The sequence below is a fragment of the Cryocola sp. 340MFSha3.1 genome, assembly GCF_000383315.1.
Taxonomy (GTDB): Bacteria; Actinomycetota; Actinomycetes; order Actinomycetales; family Microbacteriaceae; genus Leifsonia.
On record NZ_KB911087.1, the window covers coordinates 1,318,592 to 1,344,111 of the forward strand.

The 25,520-nt window shown below is 71.5% G+C and carries 23 protein-coding genes; 8 read left to right on the top strand and 15 right to left on the bottom strand.

Translation table 11 applies throughout. The features are described 5' to 3' along the window. Positions 1-23: 23 nt before the first annotated feature. The 5 genes from H284_RS0106250 to H284_RS19985 form a co-directional block, all read right to left on the bottom strand. Positions 24-1,127: a glycerate kinase gene (locus H284_RS0106250; protein ID WP_020075556.1), complete on the bottom strand. Its 1,104-nt coding sequence runs from the start codon at positions 1,125-1,127 to the stop codon at positions 24-26. 52 nt (positions 1,128-1,179) lie between these two features. Then, positions 1,180-2,052 (bottom strand): sugar phosphate isomerase/epimerase family protein, encoded by an 873-nt coding sequence (locus H284_RS0106255; protein WP_020075557.1) that lies wholly within the window; start codon positions 2,050-2,052, stop codon positions 1,180-1,182. Further along, positions 2,049-3,233, bottom strand: a complete 1,185-nt coding sequence (locus H284_RS0106260) for a dihydrodipicolinate synthase family protein (protein ID WP_020075558.1) — start codon at positions 3,231-3,233, stop codon at positions 2,049-2,051. Before H284_RS0106260 ends, H284_RS0106255 begins: the two co-directional genes overlap by 4 nt. Beyond that, positions 3,230-4,429, bottom strand: coding sequence for a Gfo/Idh/MocA family protein (locus H284_RS0106265; RefSeq protein WP_020075559.1), 1,200 nt, complete (start codon positions 4,427-4,429; stop codon positions 3,230-3,232). Before H284_RS0106265 ends, H284_RS0106260 begins: the two co-directional genes overlap by 4 nt. A 164-nt stretch (positions 4,430-4,593) precedes the next feature. Next, positions 4,594-5,883, bottom strand: a complete 1,290-nt coding sequence (locus H284_RS19985) for an MFS transporter (protein WP_020075560.1) — start codon at positions 5,881-5,883, stop codon at positions 4,594-4,596. Positions 5,884-5,992: 109 nt separating this feature from the next. On the opposite strand from H284_RS19985, the gene H284_RS0106275 reads away from it, so the two are divergent. The 6 genes from H284_RS0106275 to H284_RS0106300 all read left to right on the top strand — a co-directional run bounded on the left by H284_RS0106275 (position 5,993) and on the right by H284_RS0106300 (position 12,565). After that, positions 5,993-6,655 carry a ThuA domain-containing protein gene (locus tag H284_RS0106275; protein WP_020075561.1) on the top strand — a complete coding sequence of 221 codons (663 nt, stop codon included), beginning with the start codon at positions 5,993-5,995 and terminating at the stop codon, positions 6,653-6,655. Between the two features lie 118 nt (positions 6,656-6,773). Then, a complete protein-coding gene (locus tag H284_RS0106280) occupies positions 6,774-7,784 on the top strand; it encodes a hydroxyacid dehydrogenase (protein ID WP_020075562.1) in 1,011 nt (336 codons plus the stop codon). A gap of 46 nt (positions 7,785-7,830) precedes the next feature. Beyond that, entirely contained in the window at positions 7,831-9,252 is a 1,422-nt protein-coding gene (locus tag H284_RS0106285; protein ID WP_020075563.1) for an aldehyde dehydrogenase family protein, read from the top strand. Between the two features lie 55 nt (positions 9,253-9,307). Further along, a complete protein-coding gene (locus tag H284_RS0106290) occupies positions 9,308-10,624 on the top strand; it encodes an extracellular solute-binding protein (protein ID WP_231371092.1) in 1,317 nt (438 codons plus the stop codon). A gap of 109 nt (positions 10,625-10,733) precedes the next feature. Beyond that, on the top strand, positions 10,734-11,648 hold the full coding sequence (locus tag H284_RS0106295; protein ID WP_018189863.1) for a carbohydrate ABC transporter permease: 915 nt from the start codon (positions 10,734-10,736) through the stop codon (positions 11,646-11,648). Further along, a complete protein-coding gene (locus H284_RS0106300) occupies positions 11,645-12,565 on the top strand; it encodes a carbohydrate ABC transporter permease (RefSeq protein WP_018189862.1) in 921 nt (306 codons plus the stop codon). Before H284_RS0106295 ends, H284_RS0106300 begins: the two co-directional genes overlap by 4 nt. A 12-nt stretch (positions 12,566-12,577) precedes the next feature. Here H284_RS0106300 and H284_RS0106305 read toward each other — a convergent pair whose 3' ends face one another. The 3 genes from H284_RS0106305 to H284_RS0106315 all read right to left on the bottom strand — a co-directional run bounded on the left by H284_RS0106305 (position 12,578) and on the right by H284_RS0106315 (position 15,249). Further along, complete coding sequence (locus tag H284_RS0106305; RefSeq protein ID WP_020075565.1) at positions 12,578-13,618, bottom strand: LacI family DNA-binding transcriptional regulator; 1,041 nt, start codon at positions 13,616-13,618, stop codon at positions 12,578-12,580. Between the two features lie 31 nt (positions 13,619-13,649). Beyond that, the gene (locus H284_RS0106310) at positions 13,650-14,678 is read right to left on the bottom strand and encodes a LacI family DNA-binding transcriptional regulator (protein ID WP_020075566.1); all 1,029 of its coding nucleotides are present in this window, start codon (positions 14,676-14,678) and stop codon (positions 13,650-13,652) included. Between the two features lie 70 nt (positions 14,679-14,748). Next, positions 14,749-15,249, bottom strand: a complete 501-nt coding sequence (locus tag H284_RS0106315) for a winged helix-turn-helix transcriptional regulator (protein WP_018189859.1) — start codon at positions 15,247-15,249, stop codon at positions 14,749-14,751. Positions 15,250-15,345: 96 nt separating this feature from the next. Here H284_RS0106315 and H284_RS0106320 point away from each other — a divergent pair, with 96 nt between their 5' ends. Both H284_RS0106320 and H284_RS0106325 read left to right on the top strand, forming a co-directional pair. Next, positions 15,346-16,734, top strand: a complete 1,389-nt coding sequence (locus tag H284_RS0106320; RefSeq protein ID WP_231371093.1) for an MFS transporter — start codon at positions 15,346-15,348, stop codon at positions 16,732-16,734. Next, the gene (locus H284_RS0106325) at positions 16,731-17,642 is read left to right on the top strand and encodes a ketopantoate reductase family protein (protein WP_020075568.1); all 912 of its coding nucleotides are present in this window, start codon (positions 16,731-16,733) and stop codon (positions 17,640-17,642) included. The genes H284_RS0106320 and H284_RS0106325 overlap by 4 nt, the downstream gene beginning before the upstream one ends. 40 nt (positions 17,643-17,682) lie before the next feature. On the opposite strand, the gene H284_RS0106330 is transcribed toward H284_RS0106325, so the two are convergent. The 7 genes from H284_RS0106330 to H284_RS0106360 all read right to left on the bottom strand — a co-directional run bounded on the left by H284_RS0106330 (position 17,683) and on the right by H284_RS0106360 (position 25,519). Further along, a complete protein-coding gene (locus tag H284_RS0106330) occupies positions 17,683-18,207 on the bottom strand; it encodes a hypothetical protein (RefSeq protein ID WP_231371172.1) in 525 nt (174 codons plus the stop codon). Between the two features lie 2 nt (positions 18,208-18,209). Next, on the bottom strand, positions 18,210-19,586 hold the full coding sequence (aldh, locus tag H284_RS0106335) for an aldehyde dehydrogenase AldH (RefSeq protein WP_020075570.1): 1,377 nt from the start codon (positions 19,584-19,586) through the stop codon (positions 18,210-18,212). Between the two features lie 43 nt (positions 19,587-19,629). After that, a complete protein-coding gene (locus tag H284_RS0106340) occupies positions 19,630-20,526 on the bottom strand; it encodes a BadF/BadG/BcrA/BcrD ATPase family protein (protein ID WP_039731216.1) in 897 nt (298 codons plus the stop codon). 82 nt (positions 20,527-20,608) lie between these two features. Beyond that, positions 20,609-21,628, bottom strand: a complete 1,020-nt coding sequence (locus H284_RS0106345) for an SIS domain-containing protein (protein ID WP_020075572.1) — start codon at positions 21,626-21,628, stop codon at positions 20,609-20,611. Then, positions 21,625-22,785 carry a Gfo/Idh/MocA family protein gene (locus H284_RS0106350; protein ID WP_020075573.1) on the bottom strand — a complete coding sequence of 387 codons (1,161 nt, stop codon included), beginning with the start codon at positions 22,783-22,785 and terminating at the stop codon, positions 21,625-21,627. The genes H284_RS0106345 and H284_RS0106350 overlap by 4 nt, the downstream gene beginning before the upstream one ends. Further along, positions 22,782-23,498: a sugar phosphate isomerase/epimerase family protein gene (locus H284_RS0106355; RefSeq protein WP_020075574.1), complete on the bottom strand. Its 717-nt coding sequence runs from the start codon at positions 23,496-23,498 to the stop codon at positions 22,782-22,784. The genes H284_RS0106350 and H284_RS0106355 overlap by 4 nt, the downstream gene beginning before the upstream one ends. Beyond that, complete coding sequence (locus H284_RS0106360; protein ID WP_020075575.1) at positions 23,495-25,519, bottom strand: primary-amine oxidase; 2,025 nt, start codon at positions 25,517-25,519, stop codon at positions 23,495-23,497. The genes H284_RS0106355 and H284_RS0106360 overlap by 4 nt, the downstream gene beginning before the upstream one ends. Position 25,520: the final 1 nt, after the last annotated feature.

The window sequence follows — 25,520 nt, forward strand, 5'->3', positions numbered from 1 at the left end:
ATAGGGGGCGAGAGGGGCGAAGGTCAGGGGCGGAAGCGGCGGGCGAGGGCGGCACCGGCGGCGCGCGCCCAGCGCACGGGGTCGGCGATCGCGGCGGCGGAGGAGCCGGCGAGGTCGGCCAGCGCGACGGCGTCGGCGAAGCCGGCGGTGGGCGCCTGGATGCTGCCGGCGGCCAGCAGGACGCGCGCGCCCGCGTCGCGCGCCAGCCCGGCGACGTACGTCGGCACCTTCCCCGACGCCGACTGAGTGTCGAAGCGCCCCTCCCCCGTGACGACCGCATCCGCCGCCGCGATCGTCGACGGCAGCCCCAGCGCCTCACCGACCGCGGCCGCGCCCGGCGCCATCCGCGCGCCCCAGACCAGGAGGCCGAAGCCGGTCCCGCCCGCGGCTCCGGCGCCGGGCTCGTCCGGGTCTGTCGCAGCGCCGGCCGCCCGCAGCGTCTCGGCGAGGCGCCGCAGTCCCGCCTCCAGCACCGGCACATCCCCCTCGCCCGCACCCTTCTGCGGTCCGAAGACCGCGGCGGCCCCGAGCGGACCGAGCAAGGGGCTCGTGACATCGCTGAGGATGCGCGCGCCACCGACCGGGAGCGCCGCAAGGCCCGAGAGATCGGCCCGCGCGAGCGACGCGAGGCCCCGGTTGCCGCGCGGGATGTCGCGCCCGGCCGCATCCACGAACCGCGCACCGAGCGCGGTGAGCGCCCCCGCGCCGCCGTCCGTCGACGCGCTGCCCCCGATCGCCAGGAGCAGCGAGCCGGCCCCCGATTGCAGGGCGTCCGCGATCGCCTGCCCGAACCCCACCGTGTGCGCGGCGAACGGCGCCAGCCGCGGCATCCGCCCCAGCCCACTCGTCTCGGCGAGCTCGACGACCGCCGTGCCGTCCGGCAGCATCAGCCAGGAGGCGTCGACCTCCGCGTCGTCGGGGCCGACGACACGCACGGGATGCCGCACGGCGCCGGGCACCGCCGCCTCGAACGCGTCGAGGGTCCCCTCGCCGCCGTCCGCCATGGGCGCGAGCACGACGCGGTCACCCGGGCGCTCGGAGGCCCAGCCCTCCGCGAGAGCAGCGGCGACCTCGGCGGCGGACGCCGAGCCCTTGAACGAGTCCGGCGCGACGACGATGACGCTCATGCCCCCACCTTCGCATGGATGCGGTGGCAGCGCCCCGGCACCGGCCCGCGGATCACGCCCGCTCGGCCGACCGCAGTCCGACCGCGCGATCGAACGCGTCCACGGTGCGCGCGACGACCGCTGCGGGGTCCGCCGCCCAGATCGCCTCGTTGAAGATCTCGACCTCGACATCGCCGGTGTAGCCCGCCTCGGCGACCGCCGCGCTGATGGGCGCGAAGTCGATGTGGCCGTCGCCCATCATCCCGCGCGCCAGGAGCACGTCGGCGGGGAGCGGCGTCACCCAGTCGCACACCTGGTAGCTGGCGATGCGACCGTCACGACCGGCGCGGGCGATCTGGGCGAACAGGTCGGGGTCCCACCACAGGTGGAAGGTGTCGACGACGACACCGACGGACTCGGCCGCGAAGGGGTGCGCGATGTCGAGCGCCTGGCCGAGCGTCGACACCACTGCGCGGTCGGCCGCGTACATCGGGTGCAGCGCCTCGATGGCGAGGGTGACGCCGGCGGCGCGGGCCTCCGGTTCCAGCTCCGCGATCGCGTCCGCGACCCGGGCACGGGAGCCGGCGAGGTCGCGCGACCCGTCGGGCAGCCCGCCGGCGACCAGGACCAGGACGGCCGCCGAGCCGGGGGCGCCGGCCGCGGCGAGCGCCGCCGTCTCCTCGATGGCGCGCCGGTTCTCGTCCAGGGCCGCGCGCCGCTTGGCGCCCTCCGGCGCGGTGAAGAAGCCGCCACGGCACAGGCTCGAGACGCGCAGACCGGAGTCGGCGAGCATCCGCGCCGCCGCATCCAGCCCGACCTCGGCCACGGGCTCGCGCCACAGGCCGATCGCCTCGACTCCGGCCGAGCCGACGACGCGCAGCGCCTCGGCGAGGTTCGCGTACTTGATGGTCGCCTGGTTGATCGACAGGCGCGGATCGGCCGTCATGCGTCGACCCCGTTCAGCCGGAGCAGCGACGTCCAGCGCTCGGCGGCGAGGTCCGGTCGCTCCAGCGCACCGCACTCCCCCGCGAGCCGGACGATCTCCGACAGGTGGGGCAGGCTGCGCGCGGAGTGCAGTCCACCGACCATGGAGAACGACTTCTGGTGCCCGTTCAGCCAGGAGAGGAAGGCGACGCCGGTCTTGTAGTAGAAGGTCGGCGTCGCGAAGACCTGGCGGGAGAGCTGCTGCGTCGGCTCGAGGATGCTCCGGTACTGTGCGGAGTCGCCGCGGTCGAGCGCCTGGATCGCCGCGGATGCCGCCGGCGCGAGCGCCGCGAACGCGCCGAGGAGGGCATCCGAGTGGCCGGAATCATCGTCCTCGATCAGCTCGACGTAGTTGAAGTCGTCGCCGGTGAACATGCGCACGCCCTCGGGCAGGCGCGCCCGCAGCGAGCGCTCCGCCGCGGCGTCCAGGAGGCTCATCTTGATCCCGGAGACCCGGCCGTCGGCGGCCTCGATGATCCGAAGCACCGTCTCGCCGGCCGTCGCGACATCGGCGGAGCCGAAGTACCCGTCGAGCGCGGGGTCGAACGCCGGGCCGAGCCAGTGCAGCACGACCGGCGTTGACGCCGCGGCGAGCACCTCGCCGTAGACGCGCTCGTAGTCGGCCGGCGACTCCGCCACGCGGGCCAGGTGCCGGCTGGCCATGAGGACGACCCCCGCACCGGCGTCCTCGGTGAAGTGCAGCTGCGTCTTGTACGCGTCGATGACGGCATCCAGCGGGATGACCGGCTCGTCGACGTGGTCCGTGTTGACTCCGGCGACGACCGAGCCGCCCACCTCCCGGGCGTCGGCGGCGCTCCGCGAGATCAGCTCACGCGTCGCCGCCGCGTCCAGACCCATGTTGCGCTGGGCCGTATCCATCGCGTCGGCGACACCGAGCCCCCAGGAGTACACGTGCCGGCGGAACGCGAGCGTCGCCTCCCAGTCGATGTCGGCGGGTGCTCCGGGCACGTTCTCCGCCCAGGGCTTCGGGATGACGTGAGCCGCCGCGTAGGCGACACGAGACCGCAGCGGGGCGGCCGGTCGCGTGAACGCCGGGGCGGAGCCGAGATCGACGGACGACGTGGCGCCGTCGGCACCGATCAGGGTGACGGCGGTCGCGGTGGAGAGCGCGGCGGCCGTCATCGTGCCGCCGCCTCCAGATCAGCGGCGCCCGCGGTCGGTGCCGGTGTGGTGTCGAGCGTCACCTCGGGCAACTCGATCCGCCGTCCCTCCCGCGACGAGCGCAGCCCGAGCTCGGCAAGCTGAACGCCGCGGGCACCCGCGAGGAAGTCGAACCGGTTGGGGCCGTCCTCGAGCACGTGCCGCAGGAACTCCTCCCACTGCGTCTTGAACCCGTTCTCGAACACCTCGTTGGCCGGCGACTCGATCCAGTCGGCCGCGTAGTCGTGCGCGTCGGCGAGGTCCGGGTTCCACACCGGCTTGGGCGTCGCGTTGCGGGGCTGGATCTTGCAGCCGAACAGACCGACGACCGCGCTCCCGAGCGTGCCGTCGACCTGGAACTCGACCAGCTCGTCGCGGTTGACGCGGGTGGTCCAGCTGGAGTTGAGCTGCGCGGTGATGCCGCCCGCCAGCTGGAAGATCGCGTAGGCCGCGTCGTCCGCGGTGGCCGCGTACGCCTCCCCGCGCTCGTCGACGCGCTGCGGGATCTCGGTGACCGCCTGCGCGTACACCGACTCCACGCGGCCGAAGAGGTTCTCGAGCACGTAGCTCCAGTGCGGGAACATGTCGACGACGATGCCGCCGCCGTCCTCCGCGCGGTAGTTCCAGCTCGGCCGCTGCGCCGCCTGCCAGTCGCCCTCGAACACCCAGTACCCGAATTCGCCGCGGACCGACAGGATGCGGCCGAAGAAGCCGGAGTCGATCAGCCGCTTGAGCTTGCGCATGCCGGGCAGGTAGAGCTTGTCGTGGACGACGCCGTTCTTGATGCCCGCGTCGTCGGCGAGGCGCGCGAGCTCCAGCGCCTCCTCGAAGCTCTCGGCCGTCGGCTTCTCGGTGTAGATCGCCTTGCCCGCGGCGATGGCCTTGCGGATGGCGGCCGAGCGCGCCTTCGTGACGAGGAAGTCGGCGTAGATCTGCCAGCGGTCGTCGGCGAGGGCCGCGTCGAGGTCGGTCGTGTAGTCGGCGATGTCGTGGCGCTTCGCGAGCTCGGCCAGCTTCTCCTCGTTGCGCCCGACCAGCAGGGGCACCACCTGCACGCGGCGGCCGTCGGACAGCTCGACGCCGCCCTGGTCGCGGATGGCGAGGATCGAGCGGACCAGGTGCTGGCGGTATCCCATGCGCCCGGAGACGCCGTTCATGATGATGCCGATCGACGACACGTGTACTCCTTCGTATGTGCTGCACTGGGTTGGAAAGCGCTTACCGAGCCTAACGCCCGCCGCCCCGCCCGGTCAAGCCGCCCGCCCCCGCGCCGATTTGGCGCAAATCGCGGTTATCAGTGAGCGATTCCCGCGATTTGCGCCAAATCGCGAACGGGGCGGGGTCAGGCGGCTCGACGCGCTGCGGGCATCGAGGCGGACACCGGGTCGTCCCGCGTGAAGTCGATGGCGTGCGCCTGCTTGCCGAAGGCGGTCAGCAGGATGACGGCGATCGCCGCGATGCCGACTGTCGACGCCATCGCCCAGCCGTAGCCGAGCTGCGGCGCGAGCGCCTGCTGGATGGGCAGGTTGAACGCCGCGATCACGTTGCCCAGCTGGTAGGTCACGCCCGGATAGAACCCGCGGATCGCGTTCGGCGACATCTCGTTCAGGTGCGCCGGGATGGCACCCCAGGCCCCCTGCGTCGTGAACTGGATGAGCGCGGAGCCGAGGCACAGCAGCCCTGCCGTCTGCGAGAACGCGAAGATCGGGATGATCGGGATGGTCAGAGCCGCCCCGAGGATGATCGTCGCCTTCCGGCCCCAGCGGTCCGACAGCGAGCCGAGCACGATGCAGCCGACGATCGCGCCGATGTTGTAGACGACGGCGATCCAGCCGGCCGTCGCCGCATCCAGTCCGGCTCCCCCGTTCTCGGTCGACTTCAGGAACGTCGGGTAGATGTCCTGCGTGCCGTGGCTCATCCAGTTGAACGCAGCCATCAGCAGCACCAGGTACACGAACCGGCGCAGCACCTTGCCGTCGAAGAACACGCGGCGGATGGACGTGTCGGCCTTCCGCATCTTCTCGCGGGTGTTCTCCCACACCTCCGACTCCTTGACGCGGGAGCGGATGATGAGCGTGATCAGCGCGGGCAGGATGCTCAGCGCGAACATCCACCGCCAGTTCAGTCCGAGGACCGAGTGCACCAGCAGGAAGGCGAGCGACGCCAGCAGGTAGCCGGCGGAGTAGCCGGCCTGCAGGATGCCGGAGTAGAAGCCGCGACGGGTGCGCGGCACCTTCTCCATCGTGAGCGCGGCGCCGAGGCCCCACTCCCCGCCCATCCCGATGCCGTAGAGCAGCCGAAGGATGAAGAGCACGGTGAAGTTGGGGGCGAAGGCGCAGAGGAATCCCACCACCGAGTAGAAGCACACGTCGACCATGAGCGGGATGCGCCGGCCGATCCGGTCGGCCCACAGACCGAACAGGTACGCGCCGACGGGGCGCATGATCAGCGTGATGGTCGTGAGGTACGCCATCTGCTCGAGCGGGACGTGGAACTCGGCCCCGATCTCGGCGTAGACGAGCACGATGATGAAGTAGTCGAAGGCGTCCATCATCCAGCCGAGGAGCGACGCGATGAACGCGTTGCGCTGGTCGGGGTTCAGGCGGGTGGAGGCGATAGCAGTGTCGGACACAGGTTCCCTTCCGATCGACGGTGATCGGCACGCGCGCGAGAAAGCGCTTACCATCGCGTTACGATAGACCCCGTTTCGCGGGTGTCAACCCGAACCGACGGAGGTTGTGATGCGAGCACTGATCCTGAGCGGCGCCGGACGGTACGCCGATCCCTGGCACCCGTTCGCCGAGACGTCGGAGCGACTGGCGGGCATCCTCCGCGACGAGGGACTCGAGGTCGAGATCTCCGAAGAGGTGGATGCGCGCATGGCCGCGCTGACGACCGATGGGCCCGACCTGCTGGTGCTCAACATCGGCGACCCGGCGCTCACCGGCACCCCGGACCCGGAGGCCGAACGCCGCGGCCGGGACGGCCTGCTCGCGTATCTCGCCTCCGGGCGGCCGCTGCTCGCGTCGCACGTGACGTCGACCTCGCTGCGCGGCATCCCCGAGTGGGAGAGCATCCTCGGCGGCGTCTGGGTGCGCGGCACGACTTTCCACCCCGACTACGGGCCGGCCCGCATCCATGTTCACGCCGATCGCAGCCCCATCGTGGCGGGGCTCGACGACTTCTCGGTGACGGACGAGCGGTACACCGACCTGCGGGTGCAGCCGGACGTGTTGGCGCTCGCCTCGCATGAGCACGAGGGCGCCGAGCATCCGCTGATGTGGGAGCGCGAGTACGGCCCGGCGACGATCTTCTATGACGCGCTCGGCCATGACACCGCTTCCTACGACGCCGAGACCCACCGCGAGATCCTCCGCCGGGCGGTGCGTCGCCTCGTCTCCTGAGCCGCTTCCAGGCTCTCCGAAATTCGTGCTTGACGTGGCGACCCGGGATGCGCATTATTGGGAATGCGCATTCTGGGAATGCGCAATCCGGACCACCGCCCCACCCGAGGAGTCGACGATGACCGCAGCGAGCACGCCCGTCGCCGCCTTCGCCATGCGACCGGACCTGCCGGCTCTGCTGTTCTCGTCCGACGACCTCGCCGCCCTCCGGTCGATCGTCGTGCTGGACGCCACCGTCACCATCACCGACTTCGCCACCGCGCCCGCCGGGCTGCTCGACAGCGTGGAGATCCTCGTCACCGGATGGGGCGCCCCGCACATCGGGCCGGCGGAGCTCGACCGCATGCCCCGGCTGCGGGCCATCGTCCACGCCGCCGGCACGGTCAAGGGCCACATCGACGACGCCGCGTGGGATCGCGGAGTGCTCGTCACCAGCGCGGCCAACGCCAACGCCTATCCCGTCGCCGAGTACACGCTCGCCATGATCCTGCTGGCCGGGAAGGGCGTGCCGGACTACATCCGCGGGTACGCGACCGACCCGGCCCTCTACGAGCGCGAGGCCGACCCGGCGATCGGCAACTTCCGCCGGACGGTCGGCATCATCGGCGCCTCCCGCGTCGGCCGCCGGGTGATCGAGCTGCTCGAGCCTTTCGACATCGACGTGCTGCTGTACGACCCGCAAGTGCGCCAGGGCGACCCCGTCCTCGAGCGAGCACGCGCTGTGCCCCTCGACGACCTCTTCGCCGGATCGAGCATCGTCAGCGTGCACGCGCCGCTGCTGCCCGAGACGGTCGGGATGGTCGGGGCCGCGCAGCTCGCCCTGCTGCCCGACGGCGCCACCCTGATCAACACCGCCCGCGCCCCGATCGTCGACCAGGAGGCGCTCACCGCCGCGGTCCGCGACCGCGGCCTGCGCGCCGTCCTCGACGTGACCGAGCCCGAACCCCTCCCCGCGGAGCACCCGCTGCGGTCTCTGCCGGGAGTGGTGCTCACACCCCACGTCGCGGGTGCGCTCGGCACCGAGGTCCGTCGCCTGGGAGAGTGCGCCCGGCACGAGATCGAACGATTCGTCGCCGGGGAGCCGGCCGAACATCCCGTCACGAAGGAAGCTCTGATCGCCGTTGCCTGAGACTGTCACCGTACCCACCACCCCTTCGATCCAGGAGGCATCCCCCATGCGCGAGCTCCGCGACTACGACGTCCAGGTGTTCATCGACGGCCGGTTCGAGCGACCGGAGGCCGGCGACGGCATCCCCGTGCTCGACAAAGCGGCAGGCGTGCCGTTCGGCAGCTACGGCAACGCCTCCCCCGCACAGGTCGACCGCGCGGTGGCCGCGGCCCGCCACGCGCAGCCCGCCTGGGCGCAGGTGGACGCGAACACGCGTTCCGCGATCATCCGCCGGTTCGCCGCGGAGCTCGAGAACCGGCGCGACGAGCTCCTGACCCTGCTCATCCGCGAGACCGGCGGAACGCTCGAGAAGGCGGAGGAGGAGCTCGGGCAGGCGATCACGCAGCTCGAGAACTCCGCCACCCAGCTCACCGAGAACGCGGGGAGCATCCTCCCTCCGTACAAGTCGGGAAAGCTCTCGCTCTCTCGCGCCGTCCCCCTCGGCGTCATCGGCCTGATCGTCCCCTGGAACTACCCGATGAGCCTCGCCATGCGTGCGCTCGCCCCCGGGCTCGCCTACGGGAACGCCGTCGTGCTCAAGCCCGCCGAGCTGACCCCGATCGCCGGAGGCCAGATCCTCGCGGAGGCCGCGCTCGCGGCCGGCGTCCCGGCCGGCGTCTTCGCGGTCGTCCCGGGCGACGGGCCGACCACGGGCCGCACGCTCAGCGAGCACCCGGACCTCGACCTCATCCACTTCACCGGATCGTTCGAGGTCGGCCACCAGATCGCCAACTTCGCCGCGCGATCCTTCCGGCCCGTCGCCACCGAGCTCGGCGGCGACAACGCCTTCGTCGTGCTCGACGACGCCGACGTCGACCAGGCCGCCAGCTGCGCCGTGTGGTCGTCGCTCTGGTACCAGGGTCAGACCTGCATCACCGCCGGGCGCCACATCGTCCACCGGGATGTCGCGGCGGCATACACCGACGCCGTCGTCGAGCGCGTGGGCGCCCTCCGCGTGGGCGACCCGCTGCGCGACGACGTCGACCTCGGCCCGATCATCAGCGAGACCCAGCTGCGCCGCTTCGCCGATGGCCTGGTCCGGCCGTCCATCGCGGCCGGCGCCACCGTGGCCGTCGGCGGCGATCACGACGGCCTTTTCTACCAGCCCACCGTCCTCACCGGCGTCACCCCCGACATGCCGGTGTTCACGGAGGAGATCTTCGGCCCGGTGATGCCGATCACCGTCGTCGACAGTGAGGCGGAGGCACTCGCCCTCGTCAACAGGCACCGCACGCTCATGAACTCCGTCTTCACCGGCGACCCGATGCGCGGACTCGCGTTCGCGGAACAGGTGAAGAGCAACGAGGTCCATGTCAACGACGGGTACGCCCGCCACGGCGGCGAGGGACAGCTCGCCGGCTTCACCCATCGGCAGTGGATCGGCATCCAGACCACCCCCGTGCGCTACCCCGCATGGGCCGAGGGCTGAACCCACCCGACGCACCACGAGAACGCACCACGAATCATCGAAGGAGATGCACACAGTGAGGAAGTCAACGCTGAGGACCATCGGAGCGGTGGTCGGCGTGGCCGCCGCTGCGGCCACGGTCCTGACCGGCTGCTCGAGCTCCGGCGGAGGGACCTCGTCGTCCTCCGGCGGCAAGGTCACCCTGTCCTACGTCAACTGGGACGGCGGCATGCAGGCCGTCGTCGACGAGTGGAACAAGGCCAACCCGGACATCCAGGTCAAGCTGACCAAGCCGTCCGGCACCGGATACACCCTGTACAACAAGCTGATCACCAACAACAAGGCCGGCACGAATCCCGACGTGACCGAGGTGGAGTATCAGGCGCTCCCCGCCCTGATCGCCAACAAGGTCGTCGTCCCGATCGACAAGTACGTCGGCGACCTCTCCGGCGACTTCTCGAAGTCGACGCTGGCGCAGGTGCAGTTCGAGGGCAAGACGTACGGCGTCCCGCAGAACGTCTGCCCGATGGTGTTCTTCTACCGCAAGGACATCTGGGACTCGCTCGGCCTGACCGCACCGAAGACCTGGGACGAGTACGCCGCCGACGCGGCGAAGATCCACGCGGCCGACCCGTCCAAGTTCATCGGCAACTTCACCGCCGCCGACCCCGGCTGGTTCGCCGGGCTCGCCCAGCAGGCGGGCGCCGACTGGTGGAAGGCCTCCGGTGACGAGTGGACGGTCGCCATCAACGACGCCGCCTCCAAGAAGGTCGCCGACTACTGGAGCGGGCTCGTCAACCAGGGCGTCGTCAGCCCGGAGCCGAACTGGTCCGCCCAGTGGAACACCGACATGAACAACGGCACCCTCGTGGGCTGGGTCAGCGCGCAGTGGGCGCCCAACCAGCTGCCGTCCATCGCCAAGGACACCGCGGGCAAGTGGGTCGCGGCGCCCCTCCCCGCCTGGACGGCCGGAGACGACACCGTCGGCATCTGGGGCGGCGAGACCGAGGCCGTGACGGCCAACTCGAAGCACCCGGCCGAGGCCGCGAAGTTCGTGAAGTGGATGAACTCCTCCAAGGAGGGCGTCGCCTCGCTGATCAAGAACGTGCAGGTCTTCCCCGCGAGCCTGTCGAACCAGACGGCTCCGGAGCTCCAGACCCCGCCGCCGTTCATGTCGAACCAGCCGGACTACTACACCCTCATGGGCACGCTGGCGAAGGGCGTCCGCACCTTCGACATCTGGGGACCGAACGCGAATGTCACGTTCGACTCCTACTCGAACGCCTTCGGCGACGCACTGCAGAACAAGACGCCGCTCGCCGCGGCTCTCGACAAGATGCAGTCGAGCACGGTGTCCGACATGAAGAAGATCGGGTTCAAGGTCACGGGCTGACCTTGCTTCCCCCGGCGGGGGCGGCGACCCCCACGTCGTCCCCGCCGAAACCCCACCGCATCCACCGCCCGTATCCACCGCCCGTACCCACCGAACTGGAGACCCGCCCATGGCCGTCATCGGAGCCGGCACCGCACGGAGACCCCGCCGCAGGCGCACGCTTCTGCCCGTGTTCCTCGTCGCGCCCGCCGTCATCCTGCTGCTGCTGTTCACCGTCGCACCCGGCGTGTACGCGGTGATCCTCAGCTTCCTGCAGCTGAAGGTGGGCGGCGGACTCCTCGGCGGCGGCGATCCGACCGAGGTCTTCGCGGGCTTCGCCAACTACGTGACGACCCTCACCGACCCGGAGTTCTGGGCGAGCCTCGGACGCATGCTGCTGATCGCCCTGATCGGCGTGCCGCTCACCATCGTGCTGGCCACCCTCTTCGCGCTCTGCCTCGATGCCAAGCGCGCCCGGCTGGTCGGCGTCACCCGACTGGCGATCTTCCTCCCCTACGCGGTTCCCGGCGTCGTCGCGTCGCTGCTCTGGGGCTTCATGTACCTCCCGGCGACCAGCCCGATCGGCGGCCGCTTCATCGACTACTTCGGCAGCACCGGGATCTTCTTCTCGGTCGCGAACGTCGCGGTATGGGGCGTCGTCGGCTTCAACATGGTGATCATCTACACCGCCGTCCGGAGCCTCCCCAAGGAGCTGTTCGAGGCGGCGGAGCTCGACGGCGCCAGCGAGCTGCAGGTCGCCCTGCGCATCAAGCTGCCGCTGATCGCCCCGGCCATCACCATGGTCGCCCTGTTCTCCGTCATCGGCGCCCTGCAGCTGTTCAACGAGCCGACGACCCTGAAGCCGCTGGCGAACGCCATCTCGTCCACCTGGGTGCCGCTCATGCGCGTGTACACGGACGCGTTCGTCAACAACAGCATCTACGAGGGCGCTGCCACCTCGTTCATCCTCATCCTCATGACCGTCGCCGCAACGGTGATCGTCAACGTGATCGGCCGGCGCTTCGCCCGGAGGGAGACCCGATGACCACCGCGACCGTACGCACCCCCGACGGGCCGCCGACGACGGCGGCGCGGCGATCCGACCCGCGACCGCCGCTGCGGACGCGCTCCGGTCTGCGGATCGTCCCCACCCTCATCCTCATCGTCGGCGCGCTGTACTGCGTCCTGCCGGTGCTGTGGATCCTCATCGCCTCCACGAAGACCAACGACGAGCTGTTCTCGACCCCGTCGTTCGTGCCGTCCTTCACCGGCGGCTTCTGGACCAACATGCAGGCGCTGTTCACCTACAACAACGGCATCTTCGGCCGCTGGGCGCTCAACTCGGTCATCTACGCGATCGGCGGCGGCGTGCTGTCCACCGTCATCGCGGGGGCGGCCGGGTACGCCCTCGGCAAGTACACGTTCACCGGGTCGAAGTGGATCTTCCGGCTCATCGTCGCGGCCGTGCTGCTCCCCCAGATCATGCTCGCCATCCCGCAGTTCCTGCTGCTGGCGAAGTTCGGGATGACGAACACCTACGCCTCCGTCATCCTCCCCCAACTGGTGTCGCCGTTCGCGATCTACCTGTGCAAGATCTACGCGGAGGCGTCGGTTCCCGACGAGATCATGGAGGCCGCCAGGATCGACGGCGGCAGCGAGTGGCGCATCTTCTGGTCGGTCGGATCGCGGCTGATGATGCCGGCACTGGTGACGGTCTTCCTGCTGCAGTTCATCGGGATCTGGAACAACTTCCTCCTGCCCTTCGTGATGATCAACAACGACCAGCTCTACCCGCTGACTCTCGGACTGTACGGCCTCATGATCATCACCGGCGGCCAGGCGGCGCAGTACTCGATCGTGATCGCGGGCGTGCTCGTGTCGATCGTGCCGCTGGCCATCCTGTTCCTGTCGCTGCAGCGCTACTGGAAGATCGATCTCATCTCGGGCGGCGTCAAGCTCTGAGGTCCGTCCTCGTCAGCGCCGAGGAGTGGATGCGCGCACGCGCACCTCGGCGGAGACCGGCGTACGCTCTCTGTCCGGCCCGCCCTGCTCGTCCGACTCGTCCGACTCGTCCGCGAGCGCGAGCTCGAGCGCACGGGCTCCGATCTCGGCCAGCGGAAGCGACACCGAGGTGAGGGCGGGAGTGACGTCGGCGACGAGCGGGATGTCGTCGAATCCCGCCACCGCCACCTCCTCGCCGGGTGCGATGCCCGCTTCGCGCAGAGCCGCCATCACCCCGATCGCCATGACATCGCTCACCGCGAAGACGCATTCGGGGCGCGCACCCGAGCGGAGCATTTCGGCCATGGCATCCCGTCCTCCCGCGCGCGAGAACTCGGCGTGGGCGATGGAGGCCGACGGCACGACCGACCGGAAACCGTCGACGCGGTCGCGCACCGTGACGAGTTCCTCGGGGCCGGCGATGACGGCGAAGTCGCTGTAGCCGAGCGCCAGCAGCTCGCGGGCGAGTGCCGCCGCCCCGCCGTGGTTGTCGACGGCGACGGTGCGATGCTCCGGAGCTCCCCCGCCGACCACGGCCACGTTCGCACGGGCGCCCGCGAGCGGGTCGTCCGGCGCTGCGGCGGCGCTCTGGGCGTCCGGCCGCACGACGCGGCTTCCGGCGAGGACGACCGCGCGCGGGCGCTGCCCGCGGAGAGCCGCCAGCGCGGCCTGCTCGCGCGCGACCGACGCTTGGCCTGCGTAGGGCCCCGTTGCGGTGATCGTGACGATGAGGCCGCGCTCGTCCGCCACACGCACGACCCCGGAGGCGATGGAGGCGAAGTAGGGGTCGGCGATGTCGCCCACCACGAGCGCGACCACGTTGCTCGTGCCCCGGGCGACCGCCTGCGCCTGGACGTTGGGGCTGTAGCCGAGCTCGCGGGCCGAAGCGAGCACCCGCTCCTGCAGCGCCGCGTTGACCTTGCGCGTACTGCCGTTCAGCGCGCGGGACGCGGTCGCCAGCGAGACGCCGGCATGCGCGGCGACGTCGGACAGGGTGGGGGCGTTCTCGCTCACAGCCCCAACCTACCGGCCGTCACCTGCGGGCCTACCGCCGCACCGGCGGGGTCGATGCCCGGATCACGGGGTGCGCCGGGACCGTGCGGCCCCCCGCATCCCCGTCGAGGGCACGGCGGACCGTCTCGTCGGCGACCTGGTCGAGCGGCACGTGGACGGTGGTGAGGGCGGGCACGACGTCACGGAGCGTGGTGATGTCGTCGAACCCGGCGACCGCGACGTCCTGGGGGATGCGCCGCCCGCGGTCGCGGAGCCCGGCGATCGCCCCGAGCGCCATGTCGTCGGTGATCGCGAAGACGAGCTGGATGCGCGCGAGCTCGTCGTCCGGCAGCGACCGGATGTGCTCGCGGGCTCCCTCCCACGAGAACTCGGGATACGCGACGGCCGCCTCCCCTCCGAACCCTTCGACGAATCCGTCGACGCGCTGCTGCATGGAGAGAAGCGGGGTGGCGCTTCCGAGCACGAGCGCGCGCCGGTAGCCGAGCGTCGTGAGCTCCGCGGCGAGCTCGCGTGCGCCCTCGCGGTTGTCGAAGGTGACGGTCTCGAAGGGAAGGTCGGTCCGGCTGATCAGCACGACCCGGCCGCCGGTCTCCTCGAAGCGGCGCAGCTCGGCCACCAGCTCGTCCCCGTTGGGCGGATCGACGTACCCGGTGCCCGCCAGCACGATCGCCTGCGGCTGCTGTCCGCGCAGTTCGCGCACCAGCTCCAGCTCGCGGTCCACTCGACGGTCGGTCACGGCGATCGAGACACGCATCCCGTACTCCGCCGCCTGCTTCATGAGCTCGGAGGCCATGGCCGAGAAGTACGGGTCCGAGATCCCGCTGATCACCAGGGCGATGGTGCGGGAGGTGCCGCGCGCGATCACCTGTGCGGCCAGGTTGGGCGTGTAACCCAGCTCGCGGGCGGCGTCGAGCACCCGGCGCCGGTAGCTGTCTGCGACGGTCCGCGCGCTTCCGTTGAGCACCCGGGACGCGGTCGGCTGTGAGACGCCGGCCCGCCGCGCGACGTCGGTCAGAGTGACGGGACGTCGGGGCGCCGCCTCGCTCTTCGCCTCACCCACACGGCAACAGTACCGGCTCCGCCACCGCCTGGGAATGCGCATACCGGGCGCGGCGGGATGTCCGCTCGGCTCAGTCGGCCGGTGTCGCGGCGCCGACGAGCTCGACCTGGGCGCCATCCCATTCGCCGGGTCGCGTCCACCGCACATTGTCCGGCGTCAGCCGCCGGCCGCACGAGACGCAGACATCGGCCGCCTCGGCGCGCGCTCCGCACGCGACGCAGTTGATGCCGAGACGGCCCGGTCGGGGTTCCGGCCCGTGCTCGTCGGCCCACAGGGCGAATGCGTGCAGGATGGGCAGGGTGGCGGCGCCGGACTCCGTCAGCCGGTACTCCGCCCGAGGGCGCGCCCCGTCGCCCGCGGTGGACCGCTCGAGCAGACCGCTCTCGACCATCGTGCGCAGCCGGGCGCTCAGCGCCTTGTCGGTGATGCCGGTCCGGGAGGCGAACTCCTCGAATCGGCGGGCGCCGGCGAACGCCTCGCGCAGGATGAGCAGCACCCAGGGGTCGCCGACGACATCGATGCCCCGGGCGATGGTGCACGGGCGGGTCGACCAATCGGATCGCAGCGGCATGTCGTCCTCCTGCAGCTAGCTTAGCGCTAGCACTCCTGAATGCTCGCTCAGGATCCGAGCTTGCGCTCCAGCGGCAGCCTGTGGCCTACTTGTCTGGTGGCTGACTTGCTTGAAGCTAGTAAAGACGAGACGCGAGGCTCCCGACTGGGACTGACGTTCTTCGTGGTCGCCACCGGGAGTGTGCTCGCCTCCCTCGACCTCTTCATCGTCAACATCGCGTTCGGCTCGATCAGCGCCAGCTTTCCGGGCGTGCAGCCTCAGCAGCTCGCCTGGGTGCTCAACGCCTACGGCATCGCCTTCGCAGCGCTCCTGATCCCGTTCGGCCGGCTGGCCGACGTCGTGGGCAGGAAGCGGACCTTCGTGACCGGCCTGGTCGTGTTCGTCGTCGCCAGCGCGGTCTGCTCGATCGCGCCCGGGATCGGGGTGCTGATCGCGGCACGCGCCGTGCAGGGAGCGGCCGCTGCCGCGATCATCCCGACCAGCCTCGGCCTCCTGCTCACCACGGCACCGCGAGAGCGGCACACCCGGCTCGTCAGCGTCTGGGCGGCCACCGGCTCCATCGCCGCCGCCCTGGGGCCGACGGTCGGCGGGCTGCTCGTGCAGGTCGACTGGCGCTTCATCTTCCTCATCAACGTCGTGCTCGCGCTGCCGGCCCTGATCGTCCTCCCGCGCGTGCCCTCCGCGCCCGGCTCGGGCGGCCGGCGACCCGATCTCCTCGGTTCGCTCGCTCTCGCCGCCGCGGCCGCGCTGGTGGTCTGGACCGTCTCGTACAGCTCCGACCCCGACGTGAGCCTCTGGCAACTCGGCGTCGGCGCGCTGCTCGCCGCGCTCTTCGCGGTGCTGTTCGTGTGGAGGAGCCGGCGGGCGGCGGTCCCCGCCGTGAATCTGCAGGTGTTCGGCGATCACGGCTTCCGCGCCGCCTCGGCCGGCATGTTCTTCTTCTACGCGGGCTTCGGCATCATGCTGGTCGGAGCACCGCTGGTGCTCTCCGGCCCGCTCGGCCTGTCTCCGGCCGTCGCCGGCATCGCCTTCGGTGCCGGACCCGCCGCCGCCGTGGTCTCCACCATCGTCGCGGGGCGCCTCCCGTCCACCCCGCGCACCCTCGGCCTCCTCGGCGGTGCACTGTTCGCGCTGGGCGGGCTGTGGTGGACCATCCTGCTCACCGCCGGCGGCTCGTTCTGGTGGGGTTACCTCCCCGGCATCGTGCTGACGGGTCTCGGAGCCGGGCTCGCGCAGACGGCGTTCATCGCCGGCGGGACGGCGGGCCTCCCCCAGCACGAATACTCGGCCGGCGCGGGCGTCCTCAACACCGCGCGTCAGATCGGCTCGGCCATCGGAGTCGCGGTCTTCGTGGCGCTCACACTCGGAGCGACGAGCTCCCTCACCGGGTACACCGGCGCCTGGGCGGTGCTGACCGCGGGCGGCGTTCTGGCCGTCCTGGCGGCGTGGGCGATCCGCGATCGGTCAGCGGAGGGCGGTCGATGAGATACCTGATCGTGGGGGCAGGGGCCGTCGGCGGCTATCTCGCTGCGCTGCTCCAGGAGTCCGGTCACCGGGTGACGCTGCTGGTCCGGCCGGAGCGGGCACGCATCCTCGCGCGGGACGGGCTGGTGCTGGCCGAGCCGGACGGCTCGACCTCCGCCTTCCCGATGGAGACCGTCACGGCGGACACCGTGCGCCCCGAGTACGATGTCGTGCTGCTGTCGGTGAAGGCGTACGCCCTGCCAGGGGCGATCGCCGACCTGCGCGGCGCGATCGGACCGGGCACTGTCGTCATCCCGTCCCTCAACGGCATCGCCCACATCGAGGCGCTCGACGCTGCGTTTCCCGGGCAGGTTCTCGGCGGCGTCTGCCTCACGGCGACCGAGCTGCGGGACGACGGCGCGATCCGGATCCTCCGGCCCGGGGCCACCCTCGGCTTCGGCGAGCTCGACGGGCGGGACACCGAGCGCGCGCGCCGGATCGCGGACGACCTGAGCGATTCGCCCATCGAGAGCTCCGCGTCGACCACCATCGAGGCGGACATGTGGGAGAAGTGGCTGCTGCTCGCGTCCGGCGGTGCGACCAACACCCTCCTGGGGGCGGATGTGGGCCGCATCGTCGCGGCGGACGGCGGCGCACGGACGGCGGAAGCCGTGGTCGACGAGGTCGTCGACGTGATGACGCGCGCCGGTCATGCGCCGCGGACGGATGCCGTCCAGCGTGCGCGCGGCGTCCTCACCGAGGCGGGGTCGCACTTCACGACCTCGATGTACCGCGATCATCGCGCGGGCCGTCCGGTCGAGGTGGAAGCGGTGCTGGGCGACCTCGTGCGCCGCGCCGACCGCCTCGACACACCGGTGCCCCTGCTCGCGGCCGCCGCGGCCGCGCTCCGCATCACCCCGGAGTCGTGACGGGCGCGTCGAGACCCCTACGTACCAGCTGACGCGTCGCTCACATGGCGAGCATCGCGACGAGCATCCCGCCGCACACAGCGGCCGATACGACGGTATGCAGCCGGCGCACCCGGCGAGCCAGCACCAGGCGGCCGATCAGCCAGCCCGCCACGGCGATGGCGACGAGCGCCGGGCCGACCGGGCCGCCGACGGACGCGTCGAGGTGTCCGTGCGGCGACGCGACAGCCGAGCCCACGACACCAGCCGGAACGGGAGCAGCCGAGAAGGCCATCCCCACCATGACGAGGAGCATGGCCCAGAGGTCGACCACATGCTCGCGCGCGAACGGGGATCGGCGGGCGATCCGCCCGTAGCCGCAGGCGAGCAGGGCGAGTGCGACAGCGCCCGCGCAGAGCGCCGCCGCGTTCCCGGCGGCGCAGGCGAGCGCCATCACCCCGGCCGCGGGCAGCTCGTGCACGAGGGTGCCCGCCGTACGGTGCGCGCGCCCGCGACGGCGCACCGCGGCACCGGCGGTGGATGCGGTCGCGACCGCCCCCGCCGCCGGCGCCACGGCCGCCCCCATGGTCACGCGCGCCAGACGGTCTTCACGTTGGTGAACTCGCGGATGCCGAACGCGGACAGCTCGCGTCCGTACCCGGAGTCCTTGATGCCGCCGAAGGGCAGCTGCGGGAAGGATGCGGTGAGCCCGTTGACGAAGACGCCGCCGGCCTCGATGCGGTCCTGGAAGAAGGCGGCCTCGTCATCGTCCTGCGTCCACACGCTGGAGCTCAGGCCGAAGTCCGAGTCGTTCGAGCGCTCGACGGCATCCTCGGCCGACTCGACCCGGTACAGGCACGCGACCGGCCCGAAGCACTCCTCGCGGAAGATGCGCATCTCGGGGGTGACATCCCGCAGCACCGTCGCCGGGTAGAACCAGCCGGGGCCGTCCGGCAGCTCGCCTCCGGCCAGCAGGGTCGCACCCTTGGCGACGGCGTCCTCGACCAGCTCGTGGGTGTCGCGACGCACCTGCTCGGTGGCCAGCGGGCCGAACGACGTCCCCTCGTCGAACGGGTCGCCGACGACCTGCGCGCGCATCCCCGCGACGAAGGCTTCCTCGAACGCGTCGTAGACGTCCGCGTGGACGTAGTACCGCTTGGCGGCGATGCAGCTCTGACCCGAGTTCTGCACGCGCGCGTTCACCCCGGCTGCGGCCGCCGCTGCGATGTCGGCCGACGGCATCACGACGAACACGTCCGTGCCGCCGAGCTCCAGCACCGACTTCTTGATGTTGCGTCCCGCCGCCTCCGCCACAGACGATCCCGCCCCGACCGAACCGGTGAGCGTGACCGCGCGGATGCGGCGGTCGTCGATCAGAGGCGCCACCGCGCCGCCCTCCACGAGGACGGTCTGGAACGCTCCGGCCGGGAACCCGGCCCGCTCGAACAGCGAACCGAGGTAGAGCGCGCTCTGCGGAACGCTGGAGGCGTGCTTCAGGATGCCGGTGTTGCCGGCCATGAGCGCGGGGGCCGCGAACCGGATCACCTGCCAGAACGGGTAGTTCCACGGCATGACCGCCAGCACCGTCCCGATCGGCTGGTAGCGGACACTCACCGCCGAGGCGCCGACGTCGCCCGCCGCGACCGGGCGCTCTTCGGCGAGGTACTCCGCGGCGTGGTCCGCGTACCAGCGCATGCCGCGCGCCGACTTCGACACCTCGTACTTCGCCGTCCCGATGGTCTTGCCCATCTCGGTCGTGACGAGCGCGGCGACCTCGTCGAGCTCGGCGTCGAGGAGGTCGGCGGCGGCGCGCATCCACGCGCCCCGCTGCTCGAACGTCGTGTCCGCGAGCCCGCGGTAGGCGGCCTCGGCCGCGGCGAGGATCTCCTCCAGCTGCTCGGCCGTGTGCGGCTCGAACGTCTTGAGTGTCTCGCCGGTGGTGGGGTTGATGGTGGCGATGGCCATGGTTACTCCTTTGTTGTGACGGCCGATGGGATGCGCGCGCGGCTCACACCGCGATGCGCCTGGCCAGCTCGACGGCGCCGGCGACCGGTGCGTCCGTGAGCGGCACGACAGTGAGTCCGGGATGCGCGGCCGCGACCGCCCCGGAGAAGGCCGCAAGCAGCCGCGGCTGGTGGGCGAACACACTGCCGCCGACCACGATGTGCGACCCGGCGGCGCCCCGGGCGACCAGGCGGCCGATCAGCGCAGCGAGCCCGGAGGCGGCCCGGTCGATGACGGAGACGGCGAGGGCGGAGCCGCCGTCCGCCGCCGCGAAGACGGCGACGGCGCGCGGACCCCAGTTCTCCGGTGTCGGGTCGTCGTTGACGGCGCGGGCGAGTGCCGGCGCGGACGACACCCCGAACGCGCGCTCCAGAGCGGCGAGGAGGCCGTCGTCCGGTGCGCCGTCGTCATCGGCGCGGAGAGCGGCGATGGTCGCGTCACGGACGATGGCGGGTGCACCGCCCTCGTCGCCGATGACCCATCCCCAGCCGCCGGCGAACAGGGTCCGGCCGGACGCATCCGCGCCGACGGCGATGGAGCCGGTCCCGGCGATCACGCCGATGCCCTCCCGCAGGCCCGCGGCCGGGACGAGCAGTTCGGCGTCGTTGACGACGGCCGCGCGGTAGCCCAGCTCGCCGAGGGCGGCGCGGAGCTCACGGGCGTGCTCGACGGTGTCTAGGCCCTGGGCGCCGACGCCGAGAGCGGAGACGGTCGCGCCCTCGGGTAGCACGTGCCGGATGCGGGCGTGCAGCCATCGAGCGGCGCCGCCTGCCGGGGATGCGCTCCATTCATCCGCCGGCAGGGCGACGTCGGCGACGCGTGAGCCGTCGAGGGTCTCAGCACGCACGCCGAGCTTGGTGCCACCGGCATCCAAGCCCACGATCAAAGGGGAGGCGGTCATCCGACGCACCCCGCTTGGAGGCAGCGCCCACCCGGGGCATCCAAGCCCACGATCAAAGGGGAGGGCACAGAGGGCGCAGCCGTCACGCGGCGCCCCCCGCATCCACCGACACCTTGGTGTCCGCGTTGTGGAACACGAACTCCTCGATGTCCACACCGCGCACCTCGGCCACGGCGCCGACGAGGATCTGCATCACCAGCGCCTCGAGCACCGCGCGCTGGGCGGCGGGAAGTTTGGGCAGGCGCACCGGGTGCAGGGTGCTCGTCGCAGCAATGGACTCGGCCGAGATGAGCACGACGTGGTGGCCGGCATCCGCCAGCGTCGTCGCCAGGTCGAGCTCCCGGCTGTCGCCGAAGACCACGTGCACCCCATCGCCCGCCGACTCCATCGAGCCGTGCAGGTACTGCCGCGTGCTCATCCCGGTCGCCGGGATGCGCGCCACCTCTCGGAACAGCAGCGCACCCGCCTCGGCCGATCCGACCGCCGGTCCCGCGCCGACGAAATCGCTCGACGAGACCGTCGCGAACAGTTCGGCGAGCGCCGAGACCGGAGCAGTCAGCCGATCCTCCACCTCGGCGAACGTCTCGGCCAGCCGCGCCCATCCTGCATCGGGCGTCCCGCCGTCCCAGACATCGGCGAGCAGCCCGAGCGCCGCGACGGTCGCCGTGTACCCCAGGGTCGAGGCGTAGCTGTCGGCCAGGTTGCCGAGCGACAACGTCGAGGCGATGCGCCCGATCGGCGACGGCTCGCTGTTCACGACCGCGAAGCGCAGCTCCTCCGGCACCGACTCGAGCACCGCCAAGGTCTCGGCGCTGCGGCCGCTCTGCGAGATCCCGACGATGGGATGCACGCTCGGCGGGAACGGCACGGGGTAGTCCCCAGCGCCGAGGCGCAACGAGTGGATGCCGCGCGAGCGCAGCTCCCAGACCGGCGCGCACGCCGCGGCGAGGCTCGCGCCGATCCCGACGAAGATCGGGCCGGGTCCCGCGAGCTGGCCGAGCGCCGAGCGTGCTTCGACCTGGTCGGCGATCAGCGGGATCGCCCGGCCGAGCTCCTCCGCCTGCGTCGCCCGCGCGGACGCGTACGTGATGTACCCCTTCATCGGAGTCCCCCTGACTGTGCTGGGCTGGTTGCTCGCGAGCCGGTTGCTGCCGAGCTGGATGGTGTGGTCGCTGCGTTCGGGTCCCAGTCGGGCGGGAGCGGCTCGACGGGCGGCGCCGTGCTGTCGATGGCGACGGGCACGCCGGAGCGCGCCGACTCCTCGACCGCGAGCATGACCTCGAGCGCGTGGAACGCGAGCGGGCCGGACGCGCGCGGGGGCCGGCCGTCGCGCAGGGCGCGGGCCAGCTCCAGCACGCCGACACCGCGTTCGCGGTGGGCTCCGGGCGGGGGGACCTCGCTCCACGAGTGGTCGCGGTCGTCGCCGGCGAGCACCCGCGTTGGTCCGTCGAAGCCGCTGACCGGCACCTCGAGCACGCCCTCCGATCCGGTGATCTCGAACGCCTGCCGCCGCCGTGGCGAGTCGAAGCTGTACACGGAGGTGCCGACCACACCGGAGGCGAACCGCGTCAGCACGCTGAGATGTGTGTCGACCTCGACGGGGAACCGCAGACCCGCGTCCGGTCCCGACCCGACGACGCGTTCGGCGCGCGGACGCTGGCCCATCGCCTCCACCTGGACGATCGGACCGAGCAGCTGGATCATCGTGCTGACGTAATACGGGCCGATGTCGAACAGCGGACCGGCGCCCCGGGCGAACAGGAACTGCGGCCGCGGGTGCCAGGCATCCGGTCCAGGGCCCTGCATGAGGGTGAGCAGCGTCCTGGGCTCTCCGACCACACCGTCGAGCAGCAGCCGCTGCGCGTTCTGGATGCCCTCGCCGAGGATCGTGTCCGGCGCGTTGGCTACGACGACGCCGGCCTCCTGCGCTGCGTCGAGCACCGCGCGGGCCGACGCCAGGTCGAGCGTGAGGGGCTTCTCGCCCCAGACGTGCTTGCCCGCCGCGATGGCGGCGAGCGCGACGTCGGCGTGGGCGGCCGGAATGGTCAGGTTGACGACGATCTCGATGTCGTCGCGTGCCAGCAGGTCGGCGACGGTGGGCGCGGCCTCCACGCCGTACCGGTCGGCCTGCGCCGCGGCGCGCTCGACGTCGAGGTCGGCGATCGCGACCACCCGCACATCCGGGTACGTCGCGAGCGAGCGCAGGTACTCGTCCGAGATGTTTCCTGCGCCGACGATCCCGACGCCGGTGGCGGTCATGCGTCCACCGCCCGCGGGAGGCGCTCGGCGAAGAACGCGGCGTTGCGCTCGACGAGCGGGAACACATCCCCCTCGTGCACGACCACCTCGACCACCGGCAGCTCCAGGGATCGGGCGGCGGCGATGGCCGCCGTGACGTCGAACGGGTTGGTGCCGTCCTCCTTGACGTGCAGGAAGCGCACCCGGTCGCCGAGTCTCGGGATGAGGCCGAGCACGTCCTCGCCGCCGACCGCCGCCCAATAGGTGTCGAGCTCCAGCACGACAGCGGGGTCGAGCGCGTCGACCAGCACGTCGTAGGCCGTCCGGCCGTCGACCGACTGCGAGAACTCGAAGTCGTGGTTGTGGTACCCGATGCGGATGCCGCGGTCGGCCGCCACGGGCACCACCGCGTTGATCGCGTCGGCGAGGGCCAGCACGCCGTCGCGGTCGGCGATGCTCACCGGCGGCACGAAGGGGACGATGACGGTCTCGATGCCGAGGCTCTCCGCCGCATCGAGCACGGCGTCGCGGTCGAGCTCCGTGATCTTGGCGTGCGCGGTCGACGCGGTGAGGCCCGTGGCAGCGACCGCGGCGCGCAGCCCCGCGGTGTCGCTCAGGATGTCGTACGGCTCCACATGGGTGAAGCCGTAGCCCGCCAGGCGTTCGAGAGTGCCCTCGAGCCGGTCCGGGCCGATGTCCTCGCGGACGCTGTACAGCTGGATTCCGAGACTCACGCGCCGTGCCCTCCGTGATCGTGCGTGTGCGCATCCGCGTGGCCGTCACCGTGCCCGTGATGACCGGGCGCGCAGTGGTCGCCGACCGACTCCGGGATGTCGAGGGTCGGGTTGGCACCGAAGAACCCGTGCGGCTTGAGCACGAACCCCGCCGAGTCGACCGGCATCACCGGCCAATCCTCGATGCGCGGGAAGTGCGTCAGCCCGAAGGTGTGCCAGAGCACGATGTCGGCGTTGTCGACGTCGCGGTCCGCGGCCGTCCACTTCGGGAGGCCGGCGCCGCCCGGGTGCATGTTGACGAAGTCGCCCGCCGGGTACAGCTCGGCGGGTTCGTAAGGCGTGACCCACAGGTGCTTGGCCGAGTAGGTGGCGCGCTGGTGGATGTCGGAGAGCTCGTCGGCCAGCAGGGCGGGTTTCCCCTCCGGGTAGAGCACGTACCCGACGGCGCCGCCGAGCCGGTTCCTCCTGCCCGGGTTCGAGACGAGCCAGACCCGGTTCTTCGCGTTGTCCGCCATCCGCTGCGCCTCCTTCTCCGTGCGCAGCCGGGTGACCGTCTGGGTGATCCCGGTGCCGGTCGGGTTCTCCGGCCCGCGCGGGACGAGCACCGCCTCCAGCTCGTCGACCGCGTTCTCCACGCCGTCGACCATCATGTCGAGACGCGCCGAGAAGAGGTGCTGGTGATACGGCGCCCCGAGGCCGGGAGCGAGCTCCGACGCGTAGGCGTAGCCCGGGCCCGGGTACGCGGAGGTGAACACGACGCCGGTGGCCTTCACCTCCAGCTCGATGTTGCCGTCGAGCGAGAAGTACCAGTAGAAGCCGTAGTCGTAGTTGCCCACGGTCACGAAGAAGCTGACCACCAGCCGGCGGTTGCGGCGGGAGTCGCTCGAGCCGTTCCAGTTGTCGAAGTGCTTCCAGAGGATCCCGGCGTCCTCCTCGTGGATGCAGATCGCCTGCGGGATGACGCGCACGTTCCCGGCGTTGTCGGCCAGGGTCGCATCCAGATAGGTGATGTCTCCGACGCAGTCGCAGCCGAGCTCCAGCGAGTTCGCGAAGCCGCCCAGCAGGTACTCGCCGCAGTCGAAGAAGTTCTGGAACCAGCGCTGCGGGCTCGGGTCGCCGTAGGGCACCATCATCTCGGCGATGGATGCGCGGTAGAGCACCGGGCGCTGCACTCCGTCGTCCGCGATGGACACGTTGTGGAAGACCAGCCCCTCGCGCTGGTCGAACGACACCTGCAGCTTCCAGCCCAGCCACGACAGGACGCCGTTCTCGTCGATGGTGAAGCTCGGACCGTCCGGCTGGCTGATCTCGATCGGCTTGAGGCCTGCGCGCTCGGGCTTCCCCACCCACTCCGTGAGGTGGAAGTTGCCGTCCTCCTGCGGCACGGGCAGCTCGACGTAGTCGATCACGTCGAGCACCTCACGGGTCACGACGTCCACCATCACCGTCACGCCGTCGACGGGATGCGCCCAGCCGAGGTCGTCCGGCGTCTTCTGCACGAAGGTGAAGCAGCGCTGGATGCGTCGGCCGGCCTCGTCGGTCGCCGGAGCGCCGGCCGAGAGCGGGTTCACGCGCAGTGTCGAGATGTCGGTGAGGCCGCGCTTCGCCATGGCCGCGAGCCAGCGCTCGTCCTGGTGGACGATCTCCTCGACGAGCCCGAACTCGGCCAGGACCACCGGAACCTGGCCGTCTGCCGGGTCGAGCTCCACCACCGACACGAGGCGGTCCTCCGCCGGACAGACGACGGCGTCGTGGGACGCTCCCGTGGCGAAGTCCACCAGCATCGCGCGGAACCGGCGGGCCTCCGGCCGGGACCCCGGGGCGAGCAGAGTGCGCTTGTCCTGCTCGAGCAGGCCGAAATAGGACACATGTCCGTCGGGGCCGAGCAGTCCCTCCCGCTCGAGGATCGCCCGCGAGGCGGCGACCTCCTCCGGCCGGAGGCTCGCCAGGGCGGCCGCGATGGCGGCGTCGGCCTCCGGGTCCGCGTACGGTGCGGCAGGCGCTTGGGCGGTTTCGGTCACG